We start from the raw sequence: 17,911 nt of genomic DNA, 5'->3' as shown, positions 1-17,911 counted from the left end.
TCAGGGCGTCCGCTTCAGGTCAAGCACGAGCACACCCGCGATCAGCCAGGTGGCGATGCTCAGCACGAAATACAACAGATCACGCAGATCGAGCACGCCGCGCGCGATCGCCTCGAAGTGACGCAGCATGCTCAGATGCGCCAGCGCGTTCAACAGCCGGCGCGGCATCGAGCCTTGCAGGAAGTCCATCACCTGCGGCTGGCCGGCGAGGATCAGCAGAAAGCACACCACCATGGTCAAAATAAAAGCCACCACCTGACTCTGCGTCACTGCCGACAGGCAGGCGCCAATAGCAAGGAAGGAACCAGCCATCAGCCAGCTACCAAGATAGCCGGCGAGGATCACGCCGTTGTCCGGCGAGCCGAGATAGTTCACGGTGATCCAGATCGGAAAGGTCAGCAGCAGGCCAAAACCCATGAACAGCCAGGCTGCGAAGAATTTGCCCAACATCGCCTGCGCCAGCGTCAGCGGCAGACTCAGCAGCAGCTCCAGCGTGCCTCCCTTGGACTCTTCCGCCCATATGCGCATCGATACCGCCGGCGCCAGCAGCAGATACAGCCAGGGATGCATCACAAAAAACGGTTGCAGGTCGGCCTGATTGCGGCCGTAAAAATCGCCGGCATAGAAAGTGAGGATGCCGGAGAGCACCAGGAAGATCACCAGGAACACATAGGCCACCGGCGTCACAAAGTAACTGCGCAGCTCGCGCCGCGTCACCGCCATCACCGGATTCACGCCCTGCCCTCCGAACCTATGGTGATTTGACGGAACACCTCGTCGAGACGGCCACGCTCGAGTTGGATCTCGGAGACTTCGAGGCCTTGCTGACGCAGCAGTGTTTCCACCGGCTCGAGAATGCGCTCGCCGGGACGTGGAAATACGGTGATGCGCCCATCCAGCGGATCGACTTCGATCGAAGCGACCTGCGGCAGGCGCCCGAGCATCTCCTGCGATACGCCGCTACCCGGCGCGCTGAAGGACACTGCGCCGTGATAGCGCGAACGCCCTTCCAGCTCGGCCGGTGTCGCATCCGCGAGTAGGCGGCCATTGGCGATGATCACCACGCGGTTGCACAGCGCGTGTACTTCTTCCAGCAAATGCGTGGAGATCAGGATGGTGCGTTCGCGCGCCATCGCATCGATCAGCTGGCGCACGGTGTGTTTCTGGTTGGGATCGAGGCCATCGGTCGGTTCGTCGAGCATCAGTACCGGTGGGTCATGCAGGATCGCCTGGGCCAGACCCACACGGCGACGCAGACCCTTGGAAAGCGTGTCGATGCAGATGTCGAGGACTTCCTCCAACTGCAGGCGGCCTACCACTTCGTCGAATCGCAAGAAGGCGCGCTCGCGTGGCAACCCACGCATGCGTGCGATAAAGGTCAGGAACTCACGCACCGTCAACTCGCCGTAACTGGGCGCGCCTTCTGGCAGATAACCCAGTGCACGCTTGGCTTTGGTCGGCTCCTTGCGCACATCGTGCCCGCATACGCGCGCTGTGCCCGATGTCGGTGCGAGGAAGCCGGCGATCATGCGCATGGCGGTGGATTTGCCGGCGCCGTTGGGACCCAGCAGGCCTAGTACCTGACCGGGTTCGGCGCGAAAGCTGAGGGCATCCACTGCGGTGAGCGTGCCATAGCGGCGGGTGAGCTGTTCGGTTTCGATCATGTCCGGTCGTGAATGGTGGGCTCGCGGCAACAGCCTCGCAGCAATGTACCCCAAGACTTCCTTGTAGAAGCGCACCTTGTGCGTGACAAATCGGCAGGATTGCCGATTTACACGGCGAAGCCGCCCGAAGAGCGAGGGCCATGGATGCCCGAGTGAAAGCCCTGCACCAGTAGGGCCGATGTTGAAGACAAAGCGCGACCCTGCGGGCCGCTTCGCGCACAAAGTGCGCCCTACAGAGGCGCCAAATGAAAAGGCCCTTCGCGATGGAAGGGCCTTTCTGTCTGCCGAAGCTGCTGGCTTACTGCGCGGTGCTTGCCGCAGAGGCCGGCGCGGCGGCGGTACCAGCGGCGGCCGGAGCCTGCTGCTGGGTACCGTCATCCAGAGTCGGCGGCTGCAGACCGGCTTCCTGCTCCGGGGTCTTCTCCGGCGCGTCGGTGATCGGCAGGTATACCGCGAATTGCGCGTAGCTGGTGACGTTGTCGCCCTGCTTCACTTCCGGCTTGACCAGGATGTCGTACGGACGGTTCACGACTTCGTCGAACTTGTAGCCGTGAGTCTGGGCGTAAGCCTTGAGCATGTCGCGGGTCTGCGGCACGCCGGCAGCGGTGCCGTTCCAGATGCCCTTGAGCGCTGCACCACCGAAGGCCAGCACGCCGCGCACGTTGTTGTCGACGATCAGGCGGCCAAAGCGATCGGTGCTGCCCGGGCTGGTGCTGTCGCTTGCGCTGGCGACATCGGCAGAGGAGCTGCTGCTGGCCGGCGCATTCAGATCCGGAGCCTTGGCAGCGGCCAGATCATGGCTCTGGCCACCAATGTTCAGGCTGGTCGCGCTGATCGGCAGGGCCACGTCAAAGCTGTAGGTCTGGTCGCCGTAGTTGGTGGTGTAGATGATGCGCGGACCCACCACGTTCACACCGAGCTTCTTGGCTGCGGCCTGGATTTCGCCCTCGGCCTTGGCCGTGGCGTCATTCAGGGCCTCGAGGCCGCCCTTGCGCTCGATCGACGTCGACACCAGCAGCACCGGCGTCTGCGGGGTCTGCTCGATATACGGAATCATCTTGCTGTAATCGATGTTCTGCACCGAGGCCAGCACGTTCTGCAGGTCGGTCAGGCTGAACTGGATGAAGGCATCCGGATCGCCATGGATATACAGGTTGGAATAACGATCGATCAGGTTGAAGCCGTAGGCGACGTCATATGACCAGGTGATCTTGGTCAGCTGACCGCGGCTGCCCTGGCGGTCGAGGTCGAGCGTGAAATGCTTGTCCTGACCGCGCCAGTCGTTGTCCACGTTCCAGACGATCTGGGCGCTCTTGGCGGTGGAATCGACCTTGTCGAATTCGGGGGTAGCAGTGGCGAGGGTCAGCTTGCCCTTGCCCACTTTCTCGTCGTTGCTGCTCCAGCTCACTTCGGCGCCAGGGCCATAGGCCTTGCCGGCGAAGGCGAACTGGGTATTGCGGTCGTACTTGCGCTGCACCGTGTAATCGGGGAAGCGACGGAAATTGGCGAGTACGTCGTACACCTGACGCATGTCCTTGCCGACTACCAGCGACCTCTCCACATGGCCACTGCCAGGCATGATCACGCCCACCACGACGCCGACTACGGCGACGATGACCAGGGCAACAATGAATTCAAGAACACGCATCATTCCAGGGTTCTCCGAACATCTCTCTAGGCGGCACAAAGGCGTCGCCGGAGACCAGTCCGCCACAGAAAAACGCCCGAAGGAATCGCGTCGTGACAGGGGGTCGGCCAACGCCGAAGCCACCGATGGTACCGGTTCACGGGCTGGAACGCTATCGGGCCGTGAAGACGTCCGAAAACCCTTGTGGCAGGGGCTTTCGCCCCTGCCGCGAAGGGCTTAAACGATGCCCAGTTCTAATGCCTTGAGCACGGCCCGGGTACGATCGCGCACGCCGAGCTTGGAGAGAATATTGGACACGTGGTTCTTCACCGTGCCCTCGGCCACCTTCAAGGAATTGGCGATTTCCTTGTTGCTGTAGCCACCGGACAACAGCCGCAGGATCTCCGTCTCGCGCTCGGTCAGCGGGTCCGGTTGTTCCAGACTGGTGAACTGATTCTGCATACGCCCCACCCCAGCCAGAAGGCGCTGGGTGACCATCGGCGCCACCAGCGAGCCGCCTGCGGAAACGGTGCGCACAGCTTCGACCAGCTGTTCCAGCGACACATCTTTAAGGAGATAGCCGCGGGCACCGGCCTTCAGCCCCTGCAGCACCAGCTGGTCGTCATCGAAGGTGGTGAGGATGATGGTGGGCGGCAACTCATTGCGCGCCGACAGCGCCTGCAGCACCTCCAGCCCGCTCATGTTGGGCATGCGCAGGTCCAGCAGCACCACATCCGGCTTGACCCGGGGAATGTCCTGCACCGCTTGCGCGCCATCCGCGCACTCGGCCACTACACGAATGTCTTCGGCCAGATCCAACAGAGAGCGAACACCCTGGCGTACCAGGTTCTGGTCGTCGACAAGACAGACGGAAATCATCGCGGATCCTCGAAACGTTTGTGGTCCCCGGCGCGACGGCCAGGGGCTACAGGGGAAACGATGCGGCTATCCAAGCCTGCGCATTCTGGCATGGTGGCGGCGTGCAGCGTAGGCAAGGGGCATCCGCTCACGAGAGGCTCAACGCGGGGGGCTCGAAGCGCGACGGCGCATGCGCCAATGCCGTCGCTTCACCCAAAGGCAGGCTCACGTTGAGCGCAAACCCCTGCCCCGACGCCGTATCCACGTTCACGGTGCCGCCGAACTCTGCCAGCCGCTCGCGCATACCCGACAGACCGTTGCCCGGCTTGAACTGGTCGGCACCCCGCCCGTCGTCGCGCGCATGCAGCTGCAGCACGCCGACCTCATCGTAGGCGAAGGTCAGCCACAGGTTGCGCGCACCCGCATGGCGCGCCGTATTAGTGATGATCTCCTGCGCACAGCGCAATAGGACCTGGGCGCGGCGCGGATCCTCCACGCTGAAGCGCGGCGGGGTCGCCACCTGCACATTCAGGCCGGGCACGCCCTCGATCAGGCTGCGCAAGGCCTGGGTCAGGTCGATCGCATCGTCCTGGCGCAGCTCACTGACCACCTCGCGCACGTCCGACAGCAAATGCTTGGCAGTGGCCTGCGCCTTGCGCACATGATCGGCCGCCGCGGGATTCGAGAGATGGCTCGCCACCTCCAGATTCAGGCTGAGCGCTGTGAGGTGGTGGCCGATCAGGTCATGCAGATCGCGCGCAATGCGCATGCGTTCGGCGATACGGGTGGATTCGGCCAGCAGGGCTCGGGTGGCGCGCAACTCGGAATTGAGCCGCCGCTGCACCTCGCGCTCTTCCGCCTGCTGGCTCGCGATCATCGAGGCGACGAAGCCCACCGCTGAGAAGCCCATATAGATGCTGGCCTGCAACAGCGCCAGCAGCAGGCTGTAGTGCAGTTCGGGGAAGGTGGAGAAGATCACCGCCAGACCCAGGTTCTGCAGCACGATCCAGATTACCCCCAGCCAGAACGGCACCAGCCAGGGCAGCACCACCGACGACACCACCATCAGGATCGCCGACAGGCCGCTATGGCTGTACCAGCCCACGGCCAGCGCCGATGCCGTGATCAGGGCCAACCCGACCAAGCGCGCACCCAGGTTGCGCCGGGAACCGAGATTGCTGGTCAGCAGCAGGTACAGCACGCCGAACAGCAGGTAGAACAAAGTCCAGAGCAACAACGCAAAATTGGGACGATGCAGCTGATCCAGGCGCTCTACCGCCCAGTTCGTGATCAAGGGCGTACCCGAACACAGGTACGCAAAGAACCCGGTGAGCCGTAGCAGCCGGATGTGGTTGAAATTGGACCATCGCATGAAGGGCATCATAGGCTCCCGCCAGCGTGGTGCAATGCGTGAGAAGTCATTGCCCTACCCCTGCCGAAAGCCATGCCACCTGGCGCTTTACAAAGCTTTTACATGGTGCGCCGTGTGATGTGCGCGCCCCGGCCACATGTCATAATGCATTCCATAACGCGGGGCCGTCAGTCGGTCTTATTCCTTCGAAACACTACTGCGGAGCAACGAATGGCCCTTGCCATCCGCGACGTGCGCGAGCACGACCTGGATGCCGTACTGGCGCTCAACAACGCCGCCGGCCGCACCATCCTCGCCCTGGACGCCGCGCAGCTGCGCTACTTCTACGAGCACGCCGACTACTTTCGCGTCGCCGAAATCGACGGTCACCTCGCCGGTTTCCTGATCGCCATGCGCGAAGGCAGCAATTACGAAAGCCCCAACTACTGCTGGTTCAGCGCTCACTATCCGCAGTTCGTCTACATCGACCGCATCGTGATCGCGAATGCCTATCGCCGCCATGGCCTGGGCCGCATCTTCTATTGCGATGTGAACAGTTACGCCGAAGTACGCGTGCCGCTGCTCACCTGCGAGGTGTTCCTGGAACCGCGCGACGACGTGGTGGTGCTGTTCCACGGCACCTACGGCTTCCAGGAAGTCGGCCAGCAGCGCATGGGTGAAAGCGGTCCGCAGGTGAGTCTGTTGGCCAAGGACCTGCCTAGCTACGCTTATGTGCGCGAAACCTACCTCGACCGCGGCGGCCTGCCCGATGTGCCGTGGCTGGCCGAGCGCCCACGCCCTTTCAATGATGACTCCCCCCAGCGCCGTCTCGCCGGAGAACGGCACTCGTGAATGCCCGAATGGATACTACTGATGCCTGCGACCTGCGCTTTGGCCAGGTCGGAATTGCCTGCGTGCGCGTGCGCCGTGTCGACGCCGCCGCGCTGGCCGAAGAGCTAGAACGTCGCGTCCGCGCCGCGCCGCAACTGTTTTCCCGCGCCGCCGTGGTGCTGGACCTGAGTCATTTGCTCGATCTGCCGGACGACGGCACGGTCGACGCCCTGCTGGAAGCCATACGCAGCGCCGGCATGCTGCCCGTAGGGCTGGCCTACGGCACCAGCGAGACTGAAGCACTGTCGCGCCGGATGGGTCTGCCGCTGATCGCCAAGTTCCGCGCGGCCTACGAGCCCGCCGATGGCGGCAGCATCGCGCCGCCGGCGCCAGCGGCGACGCCTGCTCCCGCCCCGGCAGCCGAGCCCGCAAAGCGTGCGGAGCCGATCGTGCGTGAGCCGGTGCTTGCCGACACCGCGCCCGGCAACCTGCTCGGCGCGCAGTACCACGACGGCACCGTGCGCTCCGGTCAGCAGATCTATGCGCGTGATCGCGATCTGGTGATCACCGGCGCCGTGGCCAATGGTGCGGAAGTAATCGCCGACGGCAGCATCCATATCTATGGCGGCCTGCGCGGTCGCGCCATGGCTGGCGCGCAGGGCGATACCAAGGCACGCATTTACGTATCCGATTTTCGCGCGGAGCTGGTGGCCATCGCCGGCCATTACCGCGTGTTTGAACAAATACCAAAGGACCTTGAGGGCCAGTCTGTGCAATGCTGGCTCGAAGGTGAGAAATTGCTTATTGCCAAGCTCTGATTTCTCAGAGCTCTGAACGATCACTACTACAAGAACATATGCGGAGATGAGCCCTTGACTGCTGAGATCATCGTTGTCACCTCGGGCAAAGGTGGCGTGGGCAAAACCACAACTAGTGCTTCCCTCGCCACCGGCCTGGCCATGGCTGGCAAGAAAGTCGCCGTGATCGACTTCGACGTGGGCCTGCGCAACCTCGACCTGATCATGGGTTGCGAACGCCGCGTGGTGTACGACTTCGTCAACGTCGTGCACAGCGAAGCCACGCTCAAGCAGGCGCTGATCAAGGACAAGCGCTACGAAACCCTTTATGTGCTGGCGGCCAGCCAGACCCGCGACAAGGACGCGCTGACCCAGGAAGGCGTGGAGAAAGTGCTCGACGGCCTGTCGGATGAGGGCTTCGACTACGTCGTGTGCGATTCGCCCGCCGGCATCGAGAAGGGTGCGCACCTGGCGATGTACTTCGCCGACCACGCCGTGGTGGTGGTCAACCCGGAGGTTTCCTCCGTGCGCGACTCCGACCGCATCCTCGGCCTGCTCGCCAGCAAAACCCGTCGCGCCGAGCGCGGTGACGGCGCGATCAAGCAGCACCTGCTGCTGACCCGCTACAACCCGGCCCGCGTCGCCGTGGGCGAAATGCTCAGCGTGAAGGACGTGGAAGAAATCCTCGGCATCAATGTGGTCGGCGTCATTCCGGAATCGGAAAACGTGTTGGCCGCATCCAACTCCGGCGTGCCGGTGATCCTTGACGAGAATTCCTTCGCCGGTCAGGCCTACAGCGACACCGTAGCCCGCATCCTCGGTGAAGAACGTGCCCTGCGCTTCCTTGATGTGCAGAAAAAGGGCTTCTTCCAGCGCGTATTCGGAGGTTGATCGCGATGGGTATTCTTGATTTCCTGAAGCGCAGGCCGGAACCCACCGCCACGGTCGCCAAGGAACGCCTGCGCATCATCGTGGCGCAGGAACGCTCCACCCGTGGTGCGCCGGATTACCTCCCGCTACTGCGCAATGAGCTGCTCGAAGTCATCAAGAAATACGTCCACGTCGACCTCGATGCCATCAGCATCAATCTCGAACGCGACAGTGGACATGAAGTGCTTGAACTCTCGGTCGCGCTGCCGGAGGGCAACAAGCCCGGCTCGGCGGCGCCCGCCACCAGCTGACGCCGACGGCGGGCCCAAAGCCCGCCGTCTGTTTGTTGACCCATGCAAGCACCAAGCCCCGACATCCCGCACGTCACGCGGCTGGCCGATATCGACGAAGACGCTGCACGTACCCTGCTCGCCCGCTACGGCCTGAGCCTGCAGTGCGTGCCCGATGGCCAGTCGATCCCTGGCAGTTTCTGGGGTGACGAGGAAGCCGGCATCATCGGCAGCACCGTGTACGCGCGCAGCGATACTCCCGTGCATTCCCTGCTGCACGAAGCCGGCCATCTGATCGTGCTGCCTCCGGAACGCCGCGCGGAGGTGCACACCGATGCCACCGATTCCGTCGACGAAGAAGACGCCACCTGCTATCTGCAGATCGTGCTCGCCGACGAACTGTCCGGTGTCGGCCGCGAGCGCCTGATGGCCGATATGGATGCCTGGGGCTATTCCTTCCGCCTAGGCTCCACCCGCGCCTGGTTCGACGAGGACGCGGAGAACGCCCGACACTGGCTCATCGCACGGCAAATGCTGGACGAGCAAGGTCGGCCGATCTTCGCTTGAACCTGCACTCGCTTTCGCCGCGTTAGCGCGGCTCGGCAAGCTCCGTCTCGAATGCTTCCTCTACGCCCGGCACTTCTCGTTCACGCGCCAGCGGGCGCTGTGTAGTGCGTTGATACCAGCGCCAGGCCAGCCAGCCGATCACCGTCAGCATCGTCGCCCCCAGCGCGAGGTAAAGCATGTGGCCCGACAGCATGGGCGATAGCACGCCCGCCACAACGCTGCACAACATCAGGCTACAGAAAGCCTGCACCGATGAAGCGCCACCACGCTGGTGCGGAAAGCGATCCAGCAACAGCAGCGTCAAGGTGGGAAACGCCAGCTGCACACCAACACCATGCAGCACCAGCGGCAGCATCGACCAGGGCAGCATGGGCCGCGGCAAGACCAGCGCCAGCAACAGATGCAATGCGCAGGCAGAGAGCAACGAGGCGTAACCCAGATTCACCGTGAAGGCCACGCTGCGTCGGCTGGCCAGTCGGCCCGAAAGCCACGCCCCCACCACCAGACCGATCACCACAGGCATGAACAGCCAGGGAAATCCCTGCGCGGACAAATGCAGCAACTCGCGGATGATGTGCGGCGCCGAGGAGATGTACAGGAACAGCCCCGCGAAATTTACCGAAACAGAAATCAGCAGCGGCCAGAACGGCTTGTCGCGACCAAAACTCACATAGCCCGCCAGCAGACTGCGCGGCGCGAACACCGTGCGCTGCGCAGGCGGATGGGTCTCATCGAGATACAGGATCAGCGCGCCGCCGAGCATCAGCGTGAAGCCCATCAACACCCAGAAGATGCCGTGCCAGCCATCCAGAAACAGCATCTGCGCGCCCATCATCGGCGCGATCACCGGCGCGATGCTGAAGATCATCATCACGCGCGACATCATCTGCTGGGCCGCCGCGCCCTCCAGACTGTCGCGCACGATCGCACGCCCCACTACCAAGCCGGCGCCGGCGCAGGCACCCTGCAAGGCGCGGCAGGCGAGCAACATGGTGTAGGAGGTGGACAACGCCGCGCCCGCCGATGCCAGCGCATAGACCAGGATGCCGGTCACGATCACCGGCTTGCGGCCTATCGCGTCCGAAATGGCGCCATGGAACAGGCTCATCACCGCATAGGTCAGCAGGTACACGCTGATCAACTGCTGCAATTCGGCGCTGTCCACGCGGAAGTCGCTGCCGATCAACGGGAAGGCGGGAAACACCGCGTCGATCGAGAACGGGCCGATCATTGACAGACCGGCGAGCAGCCAGGGCAAGCTGCGCCGCACGGGGCGAAAAGAGGGCGTCATGGCGGGGCAACGGAGCGGCGCGGAGCCGCGAGTATAGAGCGCTTCTGTGGCGCAGCTCTGTGCCAGTTGGCGTGTCCACACATGCATCGGCTAGCATGGCCCGGCAGGGAGATGGCATGCCTCCCGTTCCTGGCACCACTGGAACAAACCACCTTCGGGTTGATGATGCCTGCACCACCGGTCTCGCCGGGGCGCAGGCACGTGCCTGTTTCCCACGGGGCCCGGATCCCCCTGAAAGGAGACCTTGCTCGTGGGCTATACCGGATTCCTGGTCGTCGGCATTGGCGGCGCGCTTGGCTGCTGGCTGCGCTGGCTGCTCGGCTTGCTGCTCAACCCCCTGTTCCCCACCCTGCCCCTAGGCACGCTCGCCGCCAACCTGCTCGGCGGCTTTCTGATGGGCGGCGTCCTGGGCGTGTTCGATCATTTCCAGACGCTGCCACCCGAGCTGCGCTTGTTCGTGGCCACCGGCTTTCTCGGCGGCCTCACTACGTTCTCCACCTTCTCGGCCGAATCGACCACCCTGTTACTGCGCCAGCAGTACCTGTGGTTTGCCGGCCACGTGACCTTGCATCTGGCCGGCTCCATCGCCATGACGGTAGTCGGCATCGCGATCACTCGCGTCCTGCTGCGCAGTTGAACTAAGGAAACGCCATGACCCAGGACACCATCCAACAGGGCCGTTTGCTGAGCTTCTACTGCCACTTGCGCGCCCGGCATGACGGCATGCTGGTTTCCGAATGGCTGCTGGAGCACGCCAAGAAACACGGCATTGGCGGCGGCTCGGTATTCCGTGCCATCGCCGGCTATGGCAGGCACGGCGTACTGCACGAAGAACAATTCTTCGAGCTAGCCGACGACCTGCCGGTCAAGGTGGAATTTCTGCTCAGCGAGGCGCAGGCCGCGCAACTGGTGGAGACCATGCGCACCGCCGGCGTCGACACGGTCTATGCATCCGCGCCGGCAAGCTTTGAGGTGCTCGGCAACCGCTGAGTCGTTTCAAGCCGCTACAAGAGGTACGCATGAATCGGGATTCACTGAAGCAACGCGCCACCGCCCTGCTTGAACTCGCCGGCATCCATATCGACGGCGACGCTCCCACCGATTTGCGCGTGCACGACGATCGCCTTTATGCCCGTGTTTTCGCCCACGGCTCGCTCGGCCTCGGCGAGGCCTACATGGACGGCTGGTGGGACGCCGACGACCTGCCCGGCCTGTTCACCCGCCTGCTGTCGTCGCATATCGACCAGGAACTGAAAACCCTCGATACCCTGCTGACCCATCTCAAAGCCCGCTTCGTCAATCTGCAGCGCGGCGAGCACGCCTTCGAGATCGGCCGCGCGCACTACGACCTCGGCAACGACCTGTTCCAGGCCATGCTGGGCAAGCGGCTGGTCTATTCCTGCGGTTACTGGGCGGAAGTCAAGAGTCTCGATGACGCCCAGGTCGCCAAGCTCGACCTGATCTGCCGCAAGCTGCGCCTGCGACCAGGACAGCGTGTGCTCGACATCGGCTGCGGCTGGGGCGAAGCACTCAAGTTCGCCGCCGAGCGTTATGGCATCGAAGGCGTGGGCGTCACCGTGTCGCAGGAACAGGCCGAGTTCGCGCGTGAGCTCTGCACCAGCCTGCCGATCGATATCCGCCTGCAGGATTACCGCGAGCTGGACGAACCATTCGACGCGATCTTCTCCATCGGTATGTTCGAACACGTCGGCGCACTCAATTATCGCCGCTACTTTGAAGTGGCGCGCCGGTGCCTAAAGGAAGATGGCCTGTTCGTGCTGCATAGCATCGGCAGCAACAGCACGCCGTCGCGGCCCGATCCGTGGATCGAGAAATACATTTTCCCCAACTCGATGATCCCTTCGGCGCAGCAAGTCGCCGAAGCCCTGCAGGATTTGTTCGTGGTGGAGGACTGGCACAACTTCGGCGCGGACTACGACTGCACCCTGATGGCCTGGCGCGCCAACTTCGACGCGGGCTGGCCGGCGCTGTCGGAGTGCTACGACAACCGGTTCCAGCGTATGTGGCATTTCTATCTCGGCGTGTCCGCCGCAGTATTCCGCAGCCGCCGCGACCAGCTATGGCAAATCACGCTGAGCCCATACGGCGTCCCAGGCGGTTACCGCGTGCCGCGCTGACCATGGCTTGCCGCCACCGGCTTTGCGCGGGATAGTGCGGCCGGGCCATTCGAGGGGATCGCGATGAAACGCCAGCTCGCCATGCTGTTCGCCGCAGGAGGTCTCTGCATGGCGCTATCCGCCCACGCGGACAACACTACTCGCGGCCCCAGCTACTTCGACAACCAAGGCCGCGACGACGTACTTAGCGGCGGCGTAAAGCTGATCGACATCGACACACCCAAGGGCAAGTTCCGCGTCTGGACCAAACGCGTCGGCAACAACCCCAAGCTCAAACTGCTGTTGCTGCATGGGGGCCCCGGCGCCACCCACGAATACTTCGAAGCCTTCGACAGCTACCTGCCCGCCGCGGGTATCGAGTACTACTACTACGATCAACTCGGCTCGGCCTATAGCGACCAGCCCAAGGACGACTCGCTCTGGACCACCCAGCGTTTCGTGGAAGAAGTGGAGCAGGTGCGGCAGGCGCTGCATCTGGACAAGGACAACTTCTGCCTGCTCGGCCACTCCTGGGGCGGCATCCTCGCCATGGAGTACGCGCTGAAATACCAGCAGCACCTCAAGTGCCTGGTGATCTCCAACATGGTCGACTCGATTCCGGCTTACAACGACTACGCACATAAAGTGCTGATGCCGGCCATGGACCCCAAATTGCTCGCCGAAGTGCAGCAACTGGAAGTCAGCGGACATACCAGCGATCCGCGATATATGCAGATCCTCACGCCGATGCACTATGAAAAACACGTGCTGCGCATGCCCCAGGCACAGTGGCCGGATCCAGTGCAACGCGCCTTCGGCCATATCAACGAGCAGGTCTACACCTTGATGCAGGGCCCAAGCGAACTCGGTGCCAGCGGCCGCCTGGAGCACTGGGACCGCAGCAAGGACCTGCATCGCATCACCGTGCCCACCCTGGTCATCGGCGCGCAGTACGACACCATGGACCCGACCTATATGGCCGCCATGGCCAAAAAATTGCCCCAAGGCCGTTTCCTGCTGTGCCCCAAAGGCAGCCACATGGCGATGTACGATGACCAACGCACGTACTTCGACGGTCTCACCCGCTTCCTGCTCGATGTCGAGGCAGGACGCACCGCCGCCCACTGATCCCCTACCCCAGGGAGTTTTGCGTTGAAGCTGTTCCGCCGTATCTGCGCTCTGTTCGCGCTAAGCCTGCTGCTCGCCGCACCGGTCAGCGCACGTCCTGGCCTGTGGGTCGCCAAGAATGAACACGCCACGGTTTATCTGCTCGGCACCGTCCACCTGCTGCCCAGCGATACGAATTGGTCGTCCCCCGAACTGGACAAGGCCCTCGACGCCAGCCAGCGTCTGAGCGTCGAGCTGATCGACGACGACTCCGCCAACATGCAGGCGCTGGTCCTCAAATACGGCCTGGACATGGCCCACCCGCTCTCCGACAAACTCACCCAGCACGACCGCGACCGCCTCGAACGCGCCGCGACTGCGGCCAACCTCCCGGGCGGCATGGCAACCCTGCAACCCATGCGCCCCTGGCTGGCCGCCATCACCCTGGCCGTCACCCCGCTGGTGCAGGCCGGCATGGACCCCAACCTCGGCGTCGACAAACTACTGCGCGCGCGGATGCAGAAAGCAGGCAAACCCGTCGACGGCCTGGAAACCGCAGAGCAGCAACTGCGCATGCTCGCCGACATGCCCGAGCCCATGCAGATCGACTTCCTGCGCCAGACCTTCGACGACATCGCCGAAGGCCCCGCCAAACTGCGCGACCTCATCGACGCCTGGCGCAACGGCGACACCGACACCATCGCCCACATCGAAGACGAAGACCTGCGCCAGGTCAGCCCGGAGCTGTATCAACGCATGATCGTCAAACGCAACAAAGCCTGGGCCAAAACCATCGCCGAACGCATGCAACAACCCGGCGTGAGCTTCGTCGCCGTCGGCGCCGGACACCTGGCCGGCCCGGATAGCGTGCAGAAGCAGCTGGAACAGTTGGGTATCACCGTGCAACGCAAGTAAGCCGCGCAAACACCCGGCGCGATAAAATTCGCCGCGAAGCATGCCTGCCTGGCTTCGAATCCAGAGCGCTCCCGGTGACTCTCGGCTCGACGCAGCACCGCATTGCAGAGGACCAACGGTCAGCATCGGGCAGTCGATGGTCCGTGGTCCGTTAAAGTAGACTTTGCAAACAGTCCCGAAGGATAGAATGCGGCACGGATGCACCCCGGCATGTCACGCCCGTCTTGATATGAAGCGGGTATCAATGGGATACCAAGTGAAACGCCCCACCCCTTTCGATGACTACCTGTCTCTCTTCCGTCAGCACGGCGGTACGTCCGAAGACTACTTGAAAGATCACTTCGAACGTTTCAGGAAAACGCTCGACGAGTTCAACACCTCCTGGGTCGGTGGCAAGCGCGTTCTGGATATTGGTGCGCACTGGCTCCACCAGGCAGTGATGTGGAGGCAGGGTGGATTTGAGGTGATGGCGGTGGAGTTGCCAGTCGTGTTTCAGCAAGAACCGATCCGCCGTATCGCCCATATCATGAACATACAACTTCATGAGTGTAGCGATCTTGGTTCAGCGAAGGATCTGCAGTCGATCCCCGATGACTCAGCCGACGTAGTGCTGTTCGCTGAAATTCTGGAACACATCACGTTCAACCCAATTCCGCTATGGAGCGAGGTCCATCGCATCCTTGCCCCTGGCGGAAAGATTCTGGTGACCACTCCCAACTACTATTCGTGGCGCGGCCGGGCCTGGCAGCCTCTTCGCTTTTTACTAGGCCGAGGAGGGGGCATATCCGTCGACGAAATCATCGGCACGCATACTTACGCACACCACTGGCGCGAATTCAGCCTGCGCGAGGTCGTCAACTACTTTCGCACCCTGTCTCCTGATTTTGTAGCAACGAAGGCGAAGATCCTTCCGACCTACAAGCGTTCCGTGGCGCCATGGAAAAGTGCGATCCAGGCCACGCTGGACACGGTTCCACTGCTCCGGCCGAACCTACACGTGGAAATTTCGTTGCCTGCGAAGACGCACGGCGTGACTGCCAAAGCCAGTTGGTAGCCAAATGTTTCGAAAGGGGTTGCTTGCTCCTGGACCCGGTCCGGAGTGAGCCGGAATGGACCGATGTCAGCGATATAGCAAGCGCGCAACCTACTCTCATCCGCCAATGATGGCTGGCTGCACCAACACAACAGCTGCCTCCTTCCTCCGCAAGCTGTCCCCAGCCCCTCCGTTCTGGCACCATCCCCCGGCTAACCGCGCCCCGCGCGCGCATCCTACCGACGTAACCGCATGAATCTGCAAGCCAATTACGAACAGATCCCGCTCAAGGAATACGCCGAGCGCGCCTACCTCGATTATTCGATGTACGTGGTGCTGGACCGCGCCCTGCCCTTCGTGGGCGACGGCCTCAAACCGGTGCAGCGCCGCATCATCTACGCGATGAGCGAGCTGAGCCTGGCCTCCACCGCCAAGCCCAAAAAATCCGCGCGTACTATCGGTGACGTCATCGGCAAGTTCCATCCGCACGGTGACTCCTCGTGCTACGAAGCGATGGTGCTGATGGCGCAGCCGTTCTCGTATCGCTACCCGCTGGTCGACGGCCAGGGCAACTTCGGTTCGCCGGACGACCCGAAGAGCTTCGCGGCGATGCGTTACACCGAGTCCAAGCTCAGCCCCATCGCCGAAGCGCTGTTGGGCGAGCTGGCCCATGGCACGGTGGATTGGGTACCGAACTTCGACGGTACTCTGGAAGAACCCAGCTGGCTGCCGGCGCGCGTACCTCATGTGCTGCTGAATGGCTCGATGGGCATCGCCGTGGGCATGGCCACCGACATTCCGCCGCATAACCTGCGCGAAGTGACCAGCGCATGTATCCGTCTGCTCGACGATCCGGATGCCACTGTCGCCGATCTGTGCGAACACATTCTCGGCCCGGACTACCCGACCGAGGCGGAGATCATCACTCCACGCAATGAATTGCTCTCCATCTACAAAACGGGCGTCGGTTCGTTGCGCGCCCGCGCGGTGTATCAGCGTGAGGACGGCAACACCGTTATCACGGCGCTGCCGCATCAGGTCAGCCCGTCCAAGATCCTCGAACAGATCGCCGCACAGATGCGCGCGAAGAAACTGCCGATGATCGAGGACCTGCGCGACGAGTCGGATCACGAAAATCCGATCCGCCTGGTCATCGTGCCGCGCTCCAATCGCGTCGACGCCGACGAGATGATGCAGCACCTGTTCGCCACCACCGATCTTGAGAAGAGCTTCCGCGTCAATCTCAACATGATCGGCCTGGATGGCCGTCCGCAGGTGAAGGACCTCAAGCGCATCCTCTCGGAATGGCTGAGCTTCCGCATCACCACGGTCACGCGCCGCCTGGAACACCGTCTTGCCAAGGTCGAGCGCCGCCTGCACCTGTTGGAAGGTTTGCGCATCGCCTACCTCAACCTCGATGAGGTGATTCGTATCGTCCGCACCGAGGACGAACCCAAGCCGGTGCTGATGGCGCGCTTCAAACTGAGCGAAGAGCAGACCGACTACATCCTCGAAACCAAGCTGCGCCAACTGGCGCGCCTCGAGGAGATGAAGATCAATGCCGAACGCGACCAATTGGAAGAAGAGCGCGCTCGCATCAACGTGCTGCTCAAGTCGCCGGCAAAGCTCAAAGGCCTGATCAAGGAAGAGTTGCGCGCCGACGCCATCAAATACGGCGACGACCGCCGTTCGCCGCTGGTGCAGCGCGAAGTCGCACAGGCGCTGGACGAAAGCGCGCTGGTCGCCAGCGAACCGGTGACGGTGGTGCTCAGCCAGAAGGGCTGGATCCGCGCCGCCAAGGGTCATGACATCGACGCCGAGGGCCTGAACTACCGCGAAGGCGACAGCCTGCTTGCCGCGGTGAACGCGCGCACCACGCAACAAGTCGCAGTGATCGACTCCACCGGCCGCAGCTATTCGACGCCTGCGCACACGCTGCCCTCCGCGCGCGGCAACGGCGAACCGCTCACCAGCCGCTTCAGCCCACCGGCGGGCGCCAGCTTCGATGCGGTGACCGCGGGCGACAACGACACGCGCCTGATCCTTGCCACGGATTTCGGCTACGGCTTCGTCACTCGTTTTGAGTCGCTCACCGGCCGTAACAAGGCCGGCAAGCAGATCATCAGCCTGACCGACGGCGCCAAGGTGCTGGCACCGCAGATCAGCGCCGATCCGGCGCGCGATCGTATCGTGGTGGTCACCACCGAAGGCCATCTGTTGATGTTCTCGGTGGCCGAGCTGCCTGAACTCGACAAGGGCAAGGGCAACAAGTTGATCGAGATTCCCAAGGCCAAGCTCAGCTCCGGCGACGAGCGCGTCGCGGGCGTGGCCGTGGTGACCGAGGGCAAAGGCGAGGTCACGCTGTATGCGGGGCAGCGCAAGCTCACCCTACGCTGGTTCGACCTGGTGGAGTTCGGCGGCAATCGCGCCACGCGCGGCGGCGTACTGCCGCGCGGCCTGCGCCGTGTGGAGCGGATCGAAACCACCCGTTAAGCGAACGTCGCTGCTTGCGATGAACGGCGCCCTGGCTCAGCCGGGGCGCCGTTTTCGTTTGAGCCTTGCAAAAACACTCCGCCAAGACGCGCGAAGGACT

General features: G+C 63.0%; 18 protein-coding genes and 1 riboswitch. Of the genes, 12 read left to right on the top strand and 6 right to left on the bottom strand.

Features of this window, described 5'->3' with window-relative positions:
• The 5 genes from BM338_RS20560 to BM338_RS20540 form a co-directional block, all read right to left on the bottom strand.
• A complete protein-coding gene (locus tag BM338_RS20560; RefSeq protein ID WP_090454433.1) occupies positions 1 to 735 on the bottom strand; it encodes an ABC transporter permease subunit in 735 nt (244 codons plus the stop codon).
• Complete coding sequence (locus tag BM338_RS20555) at positions 732 to 1,664, bottom strand: ABC transporter ATP-binding protein (protein ID WP_090454431.1); 933 nt, start codon at positions 1,662 to 1,664, stop codon at positions 732 to 734. Before BM338_RS20555 ends, BM338_RS20560 begins: the two co-directional genes overlap by 4 nt.
• Positions 1,665 to 1,962: 298 nt before the next feature.
• The gene (locus tag BM338_RS20550) at positions 1,963 to 3,315 is read right to left on the bottom strand and encodes an SRPBCC family protein (RefSeq protein WP_090454429.1); all 1,353 of its coding nucleotides are present in this window, start codon (positions 3,313 to 3,315) and stop codon (positions 1,963 to 1,965) included.
• Positions 3,316 to 3,528: 213 nt separating this feature from the next.
• Positions 3,529 to 4,170, bottom strand: coding sequence for a response regulator (locus BM338_RS20545; RefSeq protein WP_090454427.1), 642 nt, complete (start codon positions 4,168 to 4,170; stop codon positions 3,529 to 3,531).
• Between the two features lie 127 nt (positions 4,171 to 4,297).
• Positions 4,298 to 5,521: a sensor histidine kinase gene (locus BM338_RS20540; RefSeq protein ID WP_090454554.1), complete on the bottom strand. Its 1,224-nt coding sequence runs from the start codon at positions 5,519 to 5,521 to the stop codon at positions 4,298 to 4,300.
• A gap of 210 nt (positions 5,522 to 5,731) precedes the next feature.
• Here BM338_RS20540 and BM338_RS20535 point away from each other — a divergent pair, with 210 nt between their 5' ends.
• The 5 genes from BM338_RS20535 to BM338_RS20515 are packed head-to-tail and all read left to right on the top strand — an operon-like array spanning position 5,732 to position 8,855.
• Positions 5,732 to 6,352 carry a GNAT family N-acetyltransferase gene (locus BM338_RS20535; RefSeq protein WP_090454424.1) on the top strand — a complete coding sequence of 207 codons (621 nt, stop codon included), beginning with the start codon at positions 5,732 to 5,734 and terminating at the stop codon, positions 6,350 to 6,352.
• A complete protein-coding gene (gene minC / locus BM338_RS20530) occupies positions 6,349 to 7,149 on the top strand; it encodes a septum site-determining protein MinC (protein ID WP_090454421.1) in 801 nt (266 codons plus the stop codon). Before BM338_RS20535 ends, minC begins: the two co-directional genes overlap by 4 nt.
• A 54-nt stretch (positions 7,150 to 7,203) precedes the next feature.
• Positions 7,204 to 8,019 (top strand): septum site-determining protein MinD, encoded by an 816-nt coding sequence (gene minD, locus BM338_RS20525; protein ID WP_090454419.1) that lies wholly within the window; start codon positions 7,204 to 7,206, stop codon positions 8,017 to 8,019.
• Between the two features lie 5 nt (positions 8,020 to 8,024).
• Positions 8,025 to 8,309 carry a cell division topological specificity factor MinE gene (gene minE / locus BM338_RS20520; protein ID WP_090454417.1) on the top strand — a complete coding sequence of 95 codons (285 nt, stop codon included), beginning with the start codon at positions 8,025 to 8,027 and terminating at the stop codon, positions 8,307 to 8,309.
• A gap of 42 nt (positions 8,310 to 8,351) precedes the next feature.
• On the top strand, positions 8,352 to 8,855 hold the full coding sequence (locus BM338_RS20515) for a hypothetical protein (RefSeq protein ID WP_090454415.1): 504 nt from the start codon (positions 8,352 to 8,354) through the stop codon (positions 8,853 to 8,855).
• A 22-nt stretch (positions 8,856 to 8,877) separates the two neighbouring features.
• On the opposite strand, the gene BM338_RS20510 is transcribed toward BM338_RS20515, so the two are convergent.
• Positions 8,878 to 10,146 (bottom strand): multidrug effflux MFS transporter, encoded by a 1,269-nt coding sequence (locus tag BM338_RS20510; protein WP_090454551.1) that lies wholly within the window; start codon positions 10,144 to 10,146, stop codon positions 8,878 to 8,880.
• A 98-nt stretch (positions 10,147 to 10,244) separates the two neighbouring features.
• A riboswitch (Fluoride riboswitch) is annotated at positions 10,245 to 10,325 on the top strand.
• Positions 10,326 to 10,396: 71 nt separating this feature from the next.
• Here BM338_RS20510 and crcB point away from each other — a divergent pair.
• The 7 genes from crcB to parC all read left to right on the top strand — a co-directional run bounded on the left by crcB (position 10,397) and on the right by parC (position 17,811).
• Positions 10,397 to 10,783, top strand: a complete 387-nt coding sequence (gene crcB, locus BM338_RS20505) for a fluoride efflux transporter CrcB (protein WP_090454413.1) — start codon at positions 10,397 to 10,399, stop codon at positions 10,781 to 10,783.
• A gap of 14 nt (positions 10,784 to 10,797) precedes the next feature.
• Positions 10,798 to 11,136 (top strand): DUF190 domain-containing protein, encoded by a 339-nt coding sequence (locus BM338_RS20500; protein WP_090454410.1) that lies wholly within the window; start codon positions 10,798 to 10,800, stop codon positions 11,134 to 11,136.
• A gap of 29 nt (positions 11,137 to 11,165) precedes the next feature.
• Complete coding sequence (cfa, locus tag BM338_RS20495) at positions 11,166 to 12,284, top strand: cyclopropane fatty acyl phospholipid synthase (RefSeq protein ID WP_090454408.1); 1,119 nt, start codon at positions 11,166 to 11,168, stop codon at positions 12,282 to 12,284.
• A gap of 63 nt (positions 12,285 to 12,347) precedes the next feature.
• Entirely contained in the window at positions 12,348 to 13,391 is a 1,044-nt protein-coding gene (locus BM338_RS20490; RefSeq protein WP_177229429.1) for a proline iminopeptidase-family hydrolase, read from the top strand.
• A 24-nt stretch (positions 13,392 to 13,415) separates the two neighbouring features.
• Complete coding sequence (locus BM338_RS20485; RefSeq protein WP_090454406.1) at positions 13,416 to 14,285, top strand: TraB/GumN family protein; 870 nt, start codon at positions 13,416 to 13,418, stop codon at positions 14,283 to 14,285.
• Between the two features lie 256 nt (positions 14,286 to 14,541).
• Complete coding sequence (locus BM338_RS20480; protein ID WP_177229428.1) at positions 14,542 to 15,339, top strand: class I SAM-dependent methyltransferase; 798 nt, start codon at positions 14,542 to 14,544, stop codon at positions 15,337 to 15,339.
• A gap of 231 nt (positions 15,340 to 15,570) precedes the next feature.
• Positions 15,571 to 17,811 (top strand): DNA topoisomerase IV subunit A, encoded by a 2,241-nt coding sequence (gene parC / locus BM338_RS20475; protein ID WP_090454402.1) that lies wholly within the window; start codon positions 15,571 to 15,573, stop codon positions 17,809 to 17,811.
• Positions 17,812 to 17,911 lie beyond the last annotated feature (100 nt).

It is taken from the genome of Dyella sp. OK004 (assembly GCF_900114495.1).
Classification (GTDB): Bacteria; Pseudomonadota; Gammaproteobacteria; order Xanthomonadales; family Rhodanobacteraceae; genus Dyella_D.
This window is presented reverse-complemented; position numbering and strand designations above follow the sequence as displayed.

What these genes read in the sequence shown, in the direction of transcription:
- BM338_RS20555 (WP_090454431.1), bottom strand. Translation starts at nt 1,664, where the DNA reads ATGATCGAAACCGAACAGCTCACCCGCCGCTATGGCACGCTCACCGCA.
- BM338_RS20550 (WP_090454429.1), bottom strand. Translation starts at nt 3,315, where the DNA reads ATGATGCGTGTTCTTGAATTCATTGTTGCCCTGGTCATCGTCGCCGTA.
- BM338_RS20545 (WP_090454427.1), bottom strand. Translation starts at nt 4,170, where the DNA reads ATGATTTCCGTCTGTCTTGTCGACGACCAGAACCTGGTACGCCAGGGT.
- BM338_RS20540 (WP_090454554.1), bottom strand. Translation starts at nt 5,521, where the DNA reads ATGCGATGGTCCAATTTCAACCACATCCGGCTGCTACGGCTCACCGGG.
- BM338_RS20535 (WP_090454424.1), top strand. Translation starts at nt 5,732, where the DNA reads ATGGCCCTTGCCATCCGCGACGTGCGCGAGCACGACCTGGATGCCGTA.
- minE (WP_090454417.1), top strand. Translation starts at nt 8,025, where the DNA reads ATGGGTATTCTTGATTTCCTGAAGCGCAGGCCGGAACCCACCGCCACG.
- BM338_RS20515 (WP_090454415.1), top strand. Translation starts at nt 8,352, where the DNA reads ATGCAAGCACCAAGCCCCGACATCCCGCACGTCACGCGGCTGGCCGAT.
- BM338_RS20510 (WP_090454551.1), bottom strand. Translation starts at nt 10,146, where the DNA reads ATGACGCCCTCTTTTCGCCCCGTGCGGCGCAGCTTGCCCTGGCTGCTC.
- BM338_RS20500 (WP_090454410.1), top strand. Translation starts at nt 10,798, where the DNA reads ATGACCCAGGACACCATCCAACAGGGCCGTTTGCTGAGCTTCTACTGC.
- cfa (WP_090454408.1), top strand. Translation starts at nt 11,166, where the DNA reads ATGAATCGGGATTCACTGAAGCAACGCGCCACCGCCCTGCTTGAACTC.
- BM338_RS20490 (WP_177229429.1), top strand. Translation starts at nt 12,348, where the DNA reads ATGAAACGCCAGCTCGCCATGCTGTTCGCCGCAGGAGGTCTCTGCATG.
- parC (WP_090454402.1), top strand. Translation starts at nt 15,571, where the DNA reads ATGAATCTGCAAGCCAATTACGAACAGATCCCGCTCAAGGAATACGCC.